Source organism: Pandoraea sp. E26, from assembly GCF_000681415.1.
In the GTDB taxonomy this organism is placed as follows: domain Bacteria; phylum Pseudomonadota; class Gammaproteobacteria; order Burkholderiales; family Burkholderiaceae; genus Pandoraea; species Pandoraea pnomenusa.
Map to the genome: position 1 here is coordinate 143,016 of NZ_AYXJ01000029.1, position 14,902 is coordinate 157,917.

Annotated in this window: 11 protein-coding genes; 7 read left to right on the top strand and 4 right to left on the bottom strand. The window is 65.8% G+C overall.

The features are described 5' to 3' along the window. The first annotated feature begins 56 nt into the window (after positions 1–56). The 6 genes from W930_RS0118505 to W930_RS0118530 all read left to right on the top strand — a co-directional run bounded on the left by W930_RS0118505 (position 57) and on the right by W930_RS0118530 (position 7,029). The gene (locus W930_RS0118505; RefSeq protein ID WP_023873220.1) at positions 57–1,535 is read left to right on the top strand and encodes an amidohydrolase family protein; all 1,479 of its coding nucleotides are present in this window, start codon (positions 57–59) and stop codon (positions 1,533–1,535) included. Next, the gene (locus tag W930_RS0118510) at positions 1,532–2,869 is read left to right on the top strand and encodes an MFS transporter (protein WP_023873221.1); all 1,338 of its coding nucleotides are present in this window, start codon (positions 1,532–1,534) and stop codon (positions 2,867–2,869) included. Before W930_RS0118505 ends, W930_RS0118510 begins: the two co-directional genes overlap by 4 nt. Then, positions 2,866–4,230, top strand: coding sequence for an amidase family protein (locus tag W930_RS28080; protein ID WP_023873222.1), 1,365 nt, complete (start codon positions 2,866–2,868; stop codon positions 4,228–4,230). The genes W930_RS0118510 and W930_RS28080 overlap by 4 nt, the downstream gene beginning before the upstream one ends. Before the next feature lie 232 nt (positions 4,231–4,462). Then, the gene (locus W930_RS0118520; RefSeq protein WP_023873223.1) at positions 4,463–4,834 is read left to right on the top strand and encodes a phosphonate transporter; all 372 of its coding nucleotides are present in this window, start codon (positions 4,463–4,465) and stop codon (positions 4,832–4,834) included. Continuing rightward, entirely contained in the window at positions 4,831–6,171 is a 1,341-nt protein-coding gene (locus tag W930_RS28085; protein ID WP_023873224.1) for a sensor domain-containing diguanylate cyclase, read from the top strand. The genes W930_RS0118520 and W930_RS28085 overlap by 4 nt, the downstream gene beginning before the upstream one ends. Before the next feature lie 66 nt (positions 6,172–6,237). Beyond that, the gene (locus W930_RS0118530) at positions 6,238–7,029 is read left to right on the top strand and encodes an EAL domain-containing protein (protein WP_024788667.1); all 792 of its coding nucleotides are present in this window, start codon (positions 6,238–6,240) and stop codon (positions 7,027–7,029) included. 69 nt (positions 7,030–7,098) lie between these two features. Here W930_RS0118530 and W930_RS0118535 read toward each other — a convergent pair whose 3' ends face one another. The 4 genes from W930_RS0118535 to W930_RS0118550 all read right to left on the bottom strand — a co-directional run bounded on the left by W930_RS0118535 (position 7,099) and on the right by W930_RS0118550 (position 13,563). Continuing rightward, complete coding sequence (locus W930_RS0118535) at positions 7,099–8,748, bottom strand: gamma-glutamyltransferase family protein (RefSeq protein WP_023873227.1); 1,650 nt, start codon at positions 8,746–8,748, stop codon at positions 7,099–7,101. Further along, positions 8,745–11,342: an ATP-binding cassette domain-containing protein gene (locus W930_RS0118540; protein WP_028731233.1), complete on the bottom strand. Its 2,598-nt coding sequence runs from the start codon at positions 11,340–11,342 to the stop codon at positions 8,745–8,747. The genes W930_RS0118535 and W930_RS0118540 overlap by 4 nt, the downstream gene beginning before the upstream one ends. Further along, positions 11,339–12,217, bottom strand: coding sequence for a branched-chain amino acid ABC transporter permease (locus W930_RS0118545; RefSeq protein WP_023873229.1), 879 nt, complete (start codon positions 12,215–12,217; stop codon positions 11,339–11,341). The genes W930_RS0118540 and W930_RS0118545 overlap by 4 nt, the downstream gene beginning before the upstream one ends. A 71-nt stretch (positions 12,218–12,288) precedes the next feature. Beyond that, positions 12,289–13,563, bottom strand: coding sequence for an ABC transporter substrate-binding protein (locus tag W930_RS0118550; RefSeq protein WP_080685199.1), 1,275 nt, complete (start codon positions 13,561–13,563; stop codon positions 12,289–12,291). A 292-nt stretch (positions 13,564–13,855) separates the two neighbouring features. On the opposite strand from W930_RS0118550, the gene W930_RS0118555 reads away from it, so the two are divergent. Next, positions 13,856–14,845 (top strand): polysaccharide deacetylase family protein, encoded by a 990-nt coding sequence (locus W930_RS0118555; RefSeq protein ID WP_023873231.1) that lies wholly within the window; start codon positions 13,856–13,858, stop codon positions 14,843–14,845. The last annotated feature ends 57 nt before the right edge of the window (positions 14,846–14,902 follow it).

The window sequence follows — 14,902 nt, forward strand, 5'->3', positions numbered from 1 at the left end:
CATTGGACGCTGGCTTTATGGCTGTGGAAGATGGTGTCGAGTATCAAGGAGACACCATGCAGCAGCACTACGACGCCATTTTTCGAGGCGGAGAGGTTATCGACGGTACGGGCGCGGTGCGTTTCACGGCCGACGTCGGCGTGATCGGAGAGCGCATCGCGGCGATCGGCGACCTGGGCCACGCCCGCGGAACGACGGAGATCGACGCAACGGGGCGTATCGTCGCGCCCGGCTTCATCGACAGCCATACGCACGACGATGCATTCGTCCTCACGAGTCCGGATGTCGAGCCGAAAATCTGCCAGGGCGTCACGACCGTGATCGCGGGCAATTGCGGCATCAGTCTGGCGCCCCTTGTCGCCGAGCGCGAAGTGCCACAGCCGTTGGATCTGCTCGGCGCGTGGGACACGTTCCGCTTTCCGAGTTTCGCCGCATACCTGAGCGCGCTCGACGCATCGCCCGCGGCAGTGAATACCGCCGCACTGGTCGGGCATTCGACCCTGCGCGTTCGCCACATGACGTCGCTCACGCGGCCGGCCTCGACCCGCGAAGTGGCGGCGATGGCCGCCGACGTTCACGAAGCACTCTCGGTCGGCGCGTTCGGCGTCTCGTCGGGCACTTTCTATCCGCCGGCCATCGCGGCGACGCAACAGGAGTTGATCGAAGTCTGCGCCCCGATGCGCAAACTCGGAGGGGTGTTCGCCACACACCTGCGCGACGAGACCGCTCACATCATGGACTCGCTCGAGGAGGCTTTCGCCATTGGGCGCGCGCTCGACGTGCGCGTCGTCCTCTCCCACCACAAGGTGGCGGGCAAGGAGAATCACGGGCGCTCCGCGCAAACGCTTGCGCGCATCGACGCACAACGCGCCGTGCAACCGTTATGTCTGGACTGTCACCCTTACCCGGCGACTTCCACCATGCTTCGCGCCGACCGAATCCGGCAATCGTCCCGCGTCATGCTCGCCTGGTCGAAAGCGCGTCCCGATCTCGCGGGGCGGGACTTCCACGAACTGCTGCCACTGTTTGGCAATTCGATCGACGCCGCCATCGAAGCGCTGCGCCCCGCCGGCGCGATCTACTTTGTGATGGACGAGAATGACGTGGAGCGAATCTTTCGTCATCCGCTGACCATGGTCGGCTCCGACGGGCTGCCCAACGACACCATCCCGCATCCGCGTCTGTGGGGCACGTTCCCGCGCGTGCTCGGCGAGTTTTCGCGCAATCGCGGGCTCTTCTCGCTGGAGACGGCCGTGCGCAAGATGACCGGCCTGACGGCCGAGCAGTTCGGACTGCACGAGCGCGGTCTGGTGCGAGAGGGGTACGTCGCCGACATCGTCGTGTTCGATGCGCAACGCGTCATCGACCGGGCGACGTTCAGCGAACCGACGTTGCGCCCCGAGGGCATCTCGGAGGTCTTCGTGGCCGGCCAGGCGGTTCTCGCCGACGGCCGGCCAACGGGGGCGCGTCCAGGCAGGGCACTGCGCCGCGTCGCCGGCGCGCCATCGAATCAACAGGGGAAAGGACAATCATGACGGCACTCCACTCGCAAAGCCGCAGCCATGCCGGGAACCCCGGCAGCACCTACGCCGATCAACGCGTCGACGTCGATGTGCTCTATCGCAAGCTGACCTGGCGGATCATTCCGCTGATCCTGCTCTGCTATTTCTTCGGCTATCTCGACCGCGTCAACGTCGGCTTCGCCAAGCTCGAAATGGTATCGGACCTTGGGCTGTCCGAAGCCGCCTATGGTGTCGGGGCCGGCCTGTTCTTCCTCGGCTACCTTCTCCTGCAGGTGCCTGCCGGCTTTCTCGTGCAGCGCGTCGGCGTGAAGAAGTGCCTTGCCGGATCCATGCTCGCGTGGGGTGTCGTTTCCGTCGCAACGCTGCTGACGTCCGATCAGACGTCGTTCTACGTGCTGCGATTCCTGCTGGGGGTCACCGAGGCGAGCTTCTTCCCCGCCGTCATCGCCTATTTCAGCATCTGGTTCCCGTCTCGTCGACTCTCCAAGGTGATGGCGCTGCTGTTCCTCGCGATGCCATTCGGCGTGATCGTCGGTGGTCCGCTGTCCGGCTGGATCATGGACATCACGCACGGAGGCTTCGGCTTGCGCGGCTGGCAATGGATGTTCCTGGTCGAAGGGCTTCCCGCCGTACTGCTGGGGCTGTATCTCATGCGGGCCGTGACCGAACGTGTGGACGACGCCACCTGGCTCACGGATGCGGAAAAACGCACGGTGCACGCCGAAATGGCGACCGAATCGGAGGGCAAGCGCGCAAGCCTCGGCCCTGCGCTGAGAGAGCCGACACTGTGGCTGCTGTTTGCCACGTCGTTCCTCTATAACGTGGGGAACTACGGCCTGGTGTTCTGGTTGCCGACGATGATCAAGGCGCTGGGTCAGTTGAGCAACTTCCAGACCGGGATGATCAGTGCCGTGCCGTATCTCGTCGCTTCCGTTGCCATGGTGCTCAACGCCCAGCATTCGGTGCGTACGGGCGAGCGTCGCTGGCACACGGCATTGCCGGTCGTGATCGGCGGCGTGGCGTTGCTCGCCAGCGTCAGGGTACAGGCGCAACCCGTGCTCGCAGTGGCATGTCTCACGGTCGGTGTCGCCGGCATCATGAGCACATTGGCGATGTTCTGGAGTCTGCCTTCGCGCATTCTTGCCGGCACGGCAGCCGCAGGCGGCGCCGGTCTCGTCAACATCGGCGCGGCCGTCGCCGGCTTCGTCGGACCATCGATCATGGGATACCTCAAGGGGATCACGGGCAGTACCGAGACGGGCGTCGCGCTGCTCGCCATCACCTTGTTCGCGGCAGCGGCACTGATTCTGATGATTCCGCGCCGCTTCATCGGACGTACGGCATGAGTCCGACGGACGCCCTCTCCATCGCGGCGGCGGTACGCGCAGGTCGGAGGACCGCGGAGTCGTTCGTGCTCGCCGCGCTCGCGGACATCGCGAGATCGGACGGCGACATCGGTGCCTGCGCTGCCGTCTACCGCGAAGCGTCGCTCGAGGCTGCGCGCGAGGTCGACGCGCGAGTCTCGGCAGGGCAGTCGGTGGGGCCGCTGGCGGGCGTGCCGTTTCTCGTCAAGCACAATCTCGATGTGGCGGGCTGCGTCACCGTCGCTGGATCGCCCGCGCGGCGGAACCATTCTGTGGCCGAGCGTGACGCCTGGGCGGTCGCGAGGTTACGCGCGGCCGGCGCCGTTCCGGTGGGCGCCACACACATGGACGAACTGGCGTGCGGTGCGACCGGCGAGAATCCTCACTTCGGCGCCGTGCGGCTACCGCAGGATCGCAACCGGATGACGGGGGGCTCATCGAGCGGTTCCGCCGCGGCGGTCGCGGCGGGCTTCGTTCCGGTGGCGTTGGGCACCGATACCAATGGCTCCATTCGCGCGCCCGCGGCGCTTTGCGGCGTATGGGGATGGCGTCCCACCCACGGCGGTGTCTCCACGTCCGGCTGTGTGCCGTATGCACACACGCTCGATACTGTCGGCGCATTCGCCCGCAACATCGACGACCTCACCGTAATGTGGAAAATCATGTCGGAGGACGTCACGCGGACGCCCGGTGCCGAAGGGCGGGACGCGGTCCTTCGGGTGGGCGTACTCGTGGGCGACTTTCGCGAGAATTCGGATCCACGACAGCATGCAGCGCTCGCACGGGCCGCGGCATGTTACGACGGGGCGAAGCCGGTCGTTCTTTCGGTTGAGGAAATCGCACCGGTGCGCGCCGCGGCGGTGATCGTCTCCAACTATGAAGTCGCGCGTGAGCATGGGGCTCTGCTGCAGGCGTCGTTGTCGGAAATGATTTCGCCCCGGTTGCGACAGCGTCTGGAAATCGGGCTTGGCATCTCCGACGGCGAGTATGCCGCGGCCCTCGCGTGTCGCGAACGATGGTGCGAGCGAATGAACGCACTATTCGCCCACTTCGACGCACTGCTCGCACCGGCGACTCCATATTCCGCGCCGCGTTTCGATACCCCTATACTCGAGATGAACGGGCGGCAGTGGGTCGTCGCGCAGACGCTCGGCATGCTCACACAGCCTGTCTCGTTTGCCGGACTGCCAGTCGTAAGCGCGCCGGTGCCATCTTCGGACGCGATTGCCTTGCCATGTGGCGTACAGGTCATCGGCGCATGTGGCGCGGATGCGATTGCCTTTGCCGCTGCCCGCCGATTGAGCGAGCGGTTGTGGGGCGGTGAGGCGAAGGCGCAACGCTGATCGCAGGCTCGGCGGCAGTCCGGGCATTACCGACATCGCCGTACCGCCACTGCGCGAGCATCCCGAACAGGAGGCAATCTAAAGTTTCATTTCCACTGGCCGATAACCCGATATGTGGGGTTCTGCGCCGACATTCCGCTGGTGCGGTGTTCGCGCAGGGCCCGGATTGCATAACGGTCGACTGAAGGGTCGAATATCCGGACCTGGTGAAGTCATGCCATGTGGGGGAAGTGTGGACAGTGAATTTGAAGACGTGCAGATCACCGCACTCGAAAAGCTGGATGCTCAGGGGATGGATGCGTTGCCGTTCGGCGTGATCGGGTTCACCTCGGACGCGATGGTGACGACATACAACGCCACGGAGTCGAAAAATGCCGGATTGAGCCCGCAACGCGTATTGGGTAAGCATTTTTTCGAAGAGGTCGCGCCTTGCATGAACAACTTCATGGTCGCGCAACGCTTTGACGATGCGTCCGAACTGGACGAGATCATTCCGTATGTCCTGACGCTGCGCATGCGCCCGACGCCGGTGCGTTTGCGGTTGCTCAAAAGCGCGCATTGCGCGACGCGTTATGTCCTCATCGAGCGGAGGACGGGCCAGTGAATGCACCGAATACGGACAACTACGACCTCGAGTCCGAGTACGAAGCCTTGCTGTCGTTCATGTATCTGTCGCCGGTCGGGATTGTCCGCAGCGACAAATCCGGCGCTGTCGACATGATGAACCCGCTTGCCGCGCAGCTGCTCATGCCGCTGGTGAGAGGCGGGAGCATCGAGAACATCTTCGACAGCCTGGCATCCGTCGCGCCGGAGCTTCGCAATCTGGTGGCCAGTTTCGAGGCCGAGCGCGGGCCGGTTTGCGAGAATCACCGGATTTTCGTCACGCCGGCCAAGGACGACGCCGTCGTGCTGGCATGTTCCATCATTAAGGTGAGCGCGGACGTGCTGATGATGGTGCTGACGGACATCTCACGCCAGGTCGCCGCCGAGCGTCGGGCGCGACAGACCGAGTCGTGGCTTGCGGGCATCTATACGAGCGTCAACGATTTCGCGTACTTTACGCTCGATGCGCAGGGCTGCATCGACACCTGGAACCCGTCGATCGAGCGTCTGACGGGCTATGAAGCCGCCGACGTGATCGGGCACATGCTGTCGCGCTTTTACGCCGACGACGAGATTGTCCTGCACCGTTCGCCAGAACATATGGCGCTCACGCGCGACGACGGTTGGCACGTGGAGGAGTTCTGGTGCAAGACAAGATCCGGACGGCGCTATTGGGGGCAACTGCTCGTTGCGGTGCTGCGTGAGGAGGACGGGGAGATATCGGGATATTCCGCCGTGCTCAGGGACATCACGGAGCGGAAGATCCACAGCGACAATCTCGCGCGCCTCTTGACGACGGACCATCTGACCGGCGTGACCAACCGTGCGCACTTCTTCGAGATCGGGGAATCCGAAGTCGCCCGGTCAAAGCGAAACGGTCGTACATTGTCACTGGTGATGCTGGACGCGGATCACTTCAAGCAGATCAATGACAATGCCGGGCATCAGGCCGGCGACGAGGTCCTGAAGCGGATCACGGACGAGGCACGGGCGCTTCTGCGGCGATCGGACATTGTCGCCCGGCTCGGCGGGGAAGAGTTTATCTTGCTGCTCCCGTCGACAACCGCGCAAGAGGCAATGGCGGTCGCGGAGCGACTGCGCGTCGCCGTCGAGCAGGCGGCGATCGAAACGGCGGTGGGGCAATTGAATGCGACGATCAGCCTTGGGGTCGCCAGTCTGGAAGATGAGAACCAGACGCTCCAGGACTTGCTGGCTGCCGCCGATCATGCGCTGTATGACGCGAAGCAAGCCGGTCGAAACTGTGTCCGCGGCTTCGTCGTGCCGACGGAAGATGCCGCGAATGTTGTCGGTGAATCCGGCAACGCGGTGTCGACGTAGCGATCGTCCGGCCACGGCCGCAACGTTTGCAGACTCAACCAACCCATAGACGCAGCCGGAAGAAAGATGAATGCTTTCAAGATTCACAGCCACGACGAGGCGGCCGCGCAATCGGCAAGTTGCGCCGGATGCCGGAACACGACGCCGTTGCCGGTCGAGATAGATTTCGCCTTTCAGCCCATCGTCGACGTCGACACCCGGGCTGTGTTCGCATGCGAAGCCCTGGTGCGGGGTGCCAACGGGGAATCGGCATATTCCGTGCTCTCGCAGATCGACGATGCCGCGAAATACCAGTTCGACCAGTACTGCCGACAAACGGCAATTGCCCGCGCGGCGGCGTTGGGGCTCGACGCGTTTCTGTCCATCAACTTCATGCCGAACGCCGTCTACCGACCGGAGGTCTGCATAAGGAGCACGCTGGACGCCGCGCAGGCAAACCATTTCCCGCTCGAGCGGATCATCTTCGAGACGGTCGAAGGAGAGCATCTGGCCGACCGTACTCACCTGGTCCATATTTTCAGAGCCTACAAGGAATACGGGTTCCTGACGGCAATCGATGACTTCGGCGCCGGATACTCGGGGCTTTCGCTCCTGGTGGACTTCCAGCCCGACATCATCAAGCTGGATATGGAACTGCTGCGCGGCATCGACACGGACACCGTGCGCCAGCGAATCGTTCGGAATGTCATTTCCATGTGTCACGACCTCGGCATCAAAGTCGTCGCGGAGGGTATCGAAACCCGCGGCGAGCGCGATTTCTTCATCGCGCATGGCGTGAGCCTGATGCAGGGCTACTTCTTTGCAAAGCCGGCCTTCAAGGCGATTCCGGCGATCGACGACGCGTCCTATCTGCGCTGAGCGTCGCGCGACCGGTAGGCGCGACGTCGACAGGGTCGTCGCCGCGCCTCCGTTCGTCGAGTCCGCCGACTACGCCGCCATTGCCGCGCCGTCGCTGCGCGGGTCGTGCGCGCCGCTGGCCAGACCGTCGTCGGCGATGGCGATGACACCCGCCTGACCTGCCAGGGGGCTGTGCGGCGGCAGCGGCGCCACCGCATGACCTCGTTCGGCGAGCGACACGAACACGGCTTCCCCGGCATCGCGCTCCAGCTTCAGATTGTCGCGACTGTCGGAGAATGTCCTCCCCAGCAGGAAGCGCGGATGCGACAACGCCTCGTGCGGCGGCATGCCATAGTCGATCAGGCGCGTGAGCAGCGCGCTCAGCGTTTGCGGCTGTCCGTCCGCGCCCTGTGTCCCATACAGCAATCGCGCCCGTCCCGCCCGAAGGTACATGCCGGGATTGAGCGTGTGAAAGGGCCGCTTGCCGGGCACCAGCGCATTGGGATGCGCACTGCCCGCGGGCCGGAACGCCGCGCCCCGGTTGTGCCACAGCACGCCGGTGTCGCCGGCCATCACGCCGCTGCCCCAGTCGAAGTAAATCGTTTGCAGCACGCTGATCGCCCGACCGGCCGCGTCCGTGGCGGCGAAGTACACCGTGTCGCCCTCTCGGAACCGATGTGGCCAGTCGAGCGCCACACGGTCGTCGATGCGAGACGCCGCCTCGCTCAGATACCAATCCGATAGCAGCGTCGTCACCGGCACATCGACGAACGCCGGATCGGCGACGTAGCGATCGCGCGCGATGAACGCCTGCTTCACCGCCTCGACCAACCGGTGGTAATACGTCGCGCTGCCGTGCGCGCAGTCCTTCAGTCCCAGGCGTGCCAGGATTCCCATGATCTGCAGCGTCGTCACGCCTTGCGTTGGCGGCGGCAACGTCGCCAGCACTCCGTCGCCGTATGGCAGCGTCAGCGCGGGAGTGAGATGCACGCGTGTGGCCGCGAGATCGTCGCGTGTGATCGGCGAGCCCGCCGCATGCAATCCATCGGCCAGACGCGTGGCCAGCTCACCCTCGTAGAACTCCCGGGGGCCGCCGTCTGCCAGCCGCCGCAGCGTCCACGCCAATGCCGGCTGCCGGAAACGTTCGCCAACCGCCGGTGCGCGGCCATCCGGCAGGAACTCGCGCGCGAAGCCCTGCCAGGTCGAAGCGTCGCGCATCTCCTCGGCGCGGTACGCGTACCAGAAATCCTGCGAGGCGCTGGTCGGGAAGCCGTCCTCGGCGGCGGCAATGGCCGGCGCCAGCAGCGATGCCCACGACAGGGTGCCGCCCCATTGTTCCCGACTGACGCGGTACGCCGCTTCCCATGCCGCGACCGTGGCCGCCGTCGTCAACGCCGAGCCGGGCCCGCGCGAGGGAATGGCCCCGCCGTCGCGCAGTGCCTGCGGCACGTGCCGCGCCGCCTGCCCGATGCCGGAGATGGCCAGCGGTGTGTCATCGCCGACGTCGCCGGGCTCGCCGCGGGCCAGGAGCCAGAAGCCGTCGCCGCCCAGCCCGGTGAAGTGCGGCATCGTCACGCACAGCATCGCTGCGATGGCGATGCCCGCTTCGATGGCATTGCCGCCTTGACGCAATACGTCGCGGCCGGCGGCGCTCGCCAGCGTGTGCGGGCTCGTGACAAGACCCGCGCGCCCGATGGCGCAGGTGGGCGGAGCCGGGGGCACCGACTCGCGCGCCGTCATGCCGCGGCTCCCGCCTCGTGCGCACCGCCGAGGTAGGCCGCCGCGAGCCGAGCGTCGCCGGCGAGCTCGCTCGCCGGGCCGCTCACCGTCACCCGGCCTTCTTCGAGCACGTAGCCCCGGTCGGCGATCGACAGGGCCATCGCCGCCATCTGGTCGACGAGGAGCATCGACAGCGATTCCCGCCGCAACGCGTCGAGCGACGCGAACAGATCCGCAATGATCTTGGGCGCGAGGCCCAGCGACGGCTCGTCGAGCAGCAGCACGCGCGGCGACGACATCAGCGCCCGCGCAATCGCCAGCAATTGCTGCTCGCCGCCGGAGAGCAGGCCGGCGCGCTGATGCTGCCGCTCGCGCAGACGCGGGTACCGCGTGAGCATCTGCTCGATGCGAGCCTCGAGCGTGGCGCGCGGCAAACGTCCGCAAGCAAATGCGCCGAGACGCAGGTTGTCGAGTACTGACAGCTCCGGGAACACCTGACGCCCTTCGGGCACGAGCACCACGCCCAGCGCGGCGATCTTCGCGGCGTCCAGGCGCGACAGGTCGCGCCCGTTGAAGGTGACACCACCACTCACCGGACGATGCAACCCGGCAAGCGCGCGCATGAGGGTCGACTTGCCCGCGCCATTGGCCCCGAGCAGCGCAACGAGTTCGCCCTCGCGCACCTGTATCGAGACGTCGTGCAACACCGGCGCCGCGCCGTAGCCGGCCGTGAGCTTGCCGACGCCCAGCACCTCGGGGTTCGTGGACGCCACGCGCGCGACGGGCACGGCGGCGTCGGCCGAGACGGCGCCGAGATAGGCCTGACGCACGCGCTCGTCGTGGCGGATTGCCGCAGGCGTGCCCTGCGCGAGGAAACGGCCCGCATCGATCACGACAATGCCGTCCGACAGGCTCATCACCAGCGACATGTCGTGCTCCACCAGGCCCACGGCCACGCCGCTGTTCGCGATCTGGCGCAACAGCCTGCCCAGTTGTGCCTTGTCCTGCGTCGACAGGCCCGCCGCCGGTTCATCGAGCAGCAACACGCTGGGGCGGGTGGCGAGCGCTCGCGCAATTTCCACGAGACGACGGTCGACGTGCGCGAGATCGGACGCCATCAGATCGACATCGCCGTGGTAGCCGCACGCGCGCAGCAATGCCAGCGCCTCGCCGCGTCGCACGCGGCTCTGCATGCGCGCCACGCCGAGCAGACCGCCAAGGCGTCCCGCACTCAGGGCGAGCGTCACGTTGTCGAGCACGCTCATGCCGCCGAACAACTGCGATGTCTGATACGTGCGTGCCACGCCGTTTCGCGCGCTGTCGCACGCGCCTGCGGCCGGAAGTGCCTGCGTGCCGAGCGAGCGGGTACCCGCGAGCGGCCGGTAGAAGCCCGAGAGCATGTTGAGCACGGTCGACTTGCCTGCGCCGTTCGGGCCGATCAGGCTCGTGACCCGCGCCGCAGGAAGTTCGAAGGACAGGTCCGACACCGCCTTCACGCCGCCGAACGTCATCGTCAGCCCGTGCGCCGCGAGTCCCTTGCGCTGAGCCGGCGGGAGCGCCGGCAGTGTCAACGTCGACGCCGTACCGTCGCCGGTGTCCTTTGGCGAGGCGGGCCGTCGCGATTTCCACCATTGCCCCAACACGCCGATCACGCCGTTGGGCGCGCCCCACAGCACCATCAGCAGCAAAACGCCGAAGCACAGCAGGCGCAGGTTCTCGAGACTGGCGAGAAATTCGGGCAGCAGGCCGACGATCACCGCACCGACCAGCGGTCCGGCAATGGTGCCCGCGCCGCCGATCATCACCACGAGGACGAACAGGATCGATTGCAGGAAGGAGAACATGCCGGGGGTGACCATGCCCTGCAGCGGTGCGAACAGGCCACCCGCCAACCCCGCGAGCGCGGCTGAGAACGCGAACGCCACGGTCTTGACCACAAGCGGGTTGACGCCGATCGATGCCGCGGCCGTTTCGCTGTCGCGCACGGCCCGCATCGCCGCGCCCCAGGTGCCGCGAGAGATGCGTGCGTAGACGATCAACGCGACGGCGAGCACGGCCAGCGAGGCGACGGCCACCACACGTTCGCTGCCCGCGAAGCCGAACACACCCGGCGGCATCACGCCCATCAGTCCGTTCTGCCCGCCGGTCAGTCCGCGCCATTCGACGGCGCCGTGCTCGACGATGAACCCGAACGCGATCGTCACCATGGCGAGTCCCGGCCCGCGCACGCGCAGCGCCGGCAGCGCCAGCACCGCGCCGGTGACGGCGGCCACGGCCCCGCCGGCGAGCCAGGCGAACCAGAACGGCCAGCCCGCCTGCGTGGTCAGAATGGCTACGGCATACGCGCCGATCGCGTAGAAGCCCACATGGCCGAACGACATCTGCCCGGTGAGCCCGAGCAGAAGATTCAGTCCCACGCCGCAAATCGCGAGCAGGGCGACACCGGCGATCACCACCACGAAATAGCCGTTCACGACACACGCCGCACCGGCCATGGCCAACAGGGCAATGGCGAGGGCGCCGGAAAGCGCAAGGCCGTCGCGCGTGGGCCCATCGCCGGAATGCGCCGGCGATTGCGCAGGACGGCGCGCCAGCGGCAAAGAAGAATCGCTCATACCTTGCGCACCTCCGCGCGGCCGAACATGCCGTCCGGTCGCATCGCCAGCAACACGATGACCAGGCCGAACGTGATGATTTGTGTGTAGCTCGAACCCAGCGTCGCCGTGATCATCGACTCGGTCACACCGAACAGCAGACCGGCGATCATCACGCCCCACGCACTGGACAACCCGCCGAGAATCGCCACGGCGAAAGCCTTGAGACCAAAGACCGTTCCCATGTCCGCCTGCACATTGAACAACGGCGCGATCAGCACGCCGGCGATACCGGCGAGCAGCGTCGAGATGGCGAATGCGCCGGCAATGGTGCGCTGGATGGGAATGCCCATGAGTCGCGCGGCATCACGGTTCTGTACCACCGCCAACATCGCGATGCCCCAGCGTGAGCGGCGCAACACGTAATGCAGCAGCGCGGCAAGCGCGAGTCCGACGACGGGGATCAGCAACTGTAGCGGGTAGACGCCGAGGCCCGCGTCGCCGATCCGAAGCGAGCTTTGGGCGAGCGGCGAGGGCAGGCTGCGCGGCTCCGTGCCGAACGTGAGCATCACGAGGTTGTCGAGCACGATACCCAGCGCCACCGTCGCCATGAGCCATGCGCTCGAACCGCGTCGCACGAACGGCTGCACGGCGAGGCGCTCGACCGCCAGTCCGTAGACGGCGCAAAGCGCCAGCGCCGCGACGATCGCCAGCGGCATGGGCCAGCCGAGCGTCTGCGAGAAGGTGTAGGCGAGCACGGCGCCGAGCATCATCGAGCTGCCTTGCGCGAAATTGACCGTCGCGCTCACGGCGAATGTCAGATGAAAGCCGAGCGCCATGAGCCCGTACATGCTGCCGAGCCCGAGGCCGGCGACGAGCGCCGAGATCCATTGCATGAGATGTCCTCCGCGACGCCGCTTCGCGGCGTCGCTTCATTGCAGGTGTCGAACGACCTGCGTTGAACGACTTACTTCGCGGCCACCTTCGCGGCCACTTTCGCACCGGTCGGCGATACCGGCACGATGCGGTTGTCGATGAACTGCGCCCACACATAGTCGTGCGCGGAAAGGGCGTCGTGCTGTTGTTCGCTGAACGGCTTCACGTACGTCTTGATCAGTCCTTCGTAGCGGTCGATCTTGTAGAAGCCGGTGCGGATCGCGTCGCCGTTGGTCGAACCCGCGCGATCGATGGCGAGCGCGGTGAGACGCATGGCGTCGTACGCGTTGGCCACGCCCACCGCCGGGGTGATGTCGTCAGGACCCTTGATGTCCGGGTACTTCGCCTTGAGGGCTGCCACGACGCGTTGGCTGACCGGCGTGGTCGCGCCAAAGAAGCTGTACGTCTGCACGAAGTGCACGGTCTTCGCGTTCGGGCCCGCCAGTTCGGTGAAGCGCCCGCCCGCGGGCCCCCAGTGCGAAACGATGGGCACCTTCCAGCCCATGCGATCGAGTGACTTCACAACCTGCGCGGACGGACCGACGTTGCCGACCATCAGCAGCGTGTCAGCCCCCGCGGCTTTCAGACGCCCAAGCTGCGGCGTGACGTCCACGTCGGTTGCCTCGAATTTCTCGATCGCGGCCGGCTTCATGCCCTTGGCCGCGAGCGCGGCGACGATGCCTTTCTCGTTCGACTCGCCCCATGGGTTGTTCACGAGAATCAGGCCCAGCTTCTTCGCACCGAAGGTCTGCTGTGCGTAGTTCACCATCGCACCGTCGACAATTTCATCGACTGCCGACACGCGAAACACGTAGTTCGGATTGGCGCCGTTGTGGGTAATCGGCGTGCCAGCGGCCCACGGCCCCATGAACGGCACCTTCTCCTGATTCGCAATGGGCACGATGGCCATCGACACCGGCGTGTCCAGACCGCCGAAGAGCACCGCCACCTTGTCCTTGTAGATCAGCTCGCGAGCGGCGAGCACGCCCTTGGCCGGGTTGCCTTCATCGTCGCGGCGCACCAGTTCGAGCTTGCGGCCGCCGAGCACGCCGCCGCTCGCGTTGATCTCGTCGATGGCGATGGTCATGCCGCGCGTGAGCGCTTCGCCCGCGCGGGCCGACTGGCCCGAAAGCGCCGTGACGAGGCCGATCTTGACGGTGTCGGCTGCGTAACTCGACAGACTCACGAACCCACAGGCGGCCGCCAGGGCCACGGTGCCGTTGCGAAGCCAGCGACGGCGGGAAGGGACGGATACCGGGGTCGCGGCGCTGGCGCCGACGGCGTGGTGACTTGCAGAGGCAGACATGGGCAATCTCCGTGGGGACACATCGAAGCGATGCATCGGAAGCGAATCGAAAGGGACGCAACGGCGTCCCGGCAACGGGCGTGGCCCGCCATGTCCCCGCCATACGCAAGAGGCATGCCACCTCGTCGACATTTCGAACGAATGACGTTGCGCGATATGAATGCCAAGGTGTTGACGATCTGGCACTGAAATTGCGAACGATTGCGTATGACGTTCGTTGACGATGCGCTTTGCGCCAACTCGGAACGCGCCCGCACTGCGGCGGTGCGCGAATGTTTCAAGACGACACACGATGACCCTTACGCTTCCTCTTACGCTTCCCGTCTCGCAACCTGACGATGCCGAGACCGGCGACGTGCGCTTCGGTGCACTTCGCACGCATGATCGCTTCGACTATCTGCCGATCACGGCGCGCGACACTTACCGCTGGCCCAATGGCGCGCGCCTGGCCGTCTATCTGGGCTTCAATCTCGAGCATTTCGCCTTCGGGGAGGGACTTGGGGCGAATCTGGGACCCGTCTCGCCACAGCCGGATGTGCTCAACTACAGCTGGCGCGAGTATGGCAACCGGGTTGGCGCGTGGCGATGCCTCGATCTGTTCGACGATCTCGCGATGCGCGCCGGCGTGGTGCTCAACACGGCGCTGCTCGATCACTGTCCCGACCTTGTGCATGCGTGCGTGGCGCGTGGCGACGAGTTGATCGGGCACGGGCATACCAATGCCCATCGCCAAAGCGATTTCGAATATGCGCACGAGCTCGATTTGCTGGCGCATTGCCGCTCGCGCCTGGCACAGGCAACGGGCCACACGCCGTCGGGATGGCTTTCGCCATGGATTTCAGAGACGCATCACACGCCCGACCTGCTCGTTCGCAACGGCTACCGCTATACCTTGAACTGGTGTCACGACGACCGCCCGGTGCGCATGCGCACTGCCCACGGCACGCTTTGGTCGGTGCCCTACCCGCAGGAAGTCAACGATATTCCGATGATCGTCGGGCGTCAGATGGACGGCGCCGCATTTGCCGACATGATTGCCGACAACTTTGACGAGATGTACGCTCAGGCAGAGCATCCGACGCGGGGACAACCGCTGGTCATGGGCATCGCGCTGCACCCGTACCTGGTGGGCCAGCCCTATCGCCTGCGGCATCTGCGACGTGTGCTCACGCCCATCGCTCAGGCGGCCGGACGTGGCGAAATCTGGCTGGCCACGCCGGGTGACATCGCCGCGCACGTGGACTCAGTGAGTGTGGCCGAGCCCGGTGCCATCATGGGATGAACCCGGCATGACGCTCAAACGCCATTGCCCCGACTGCGCGACTTCGACCTTACTGCC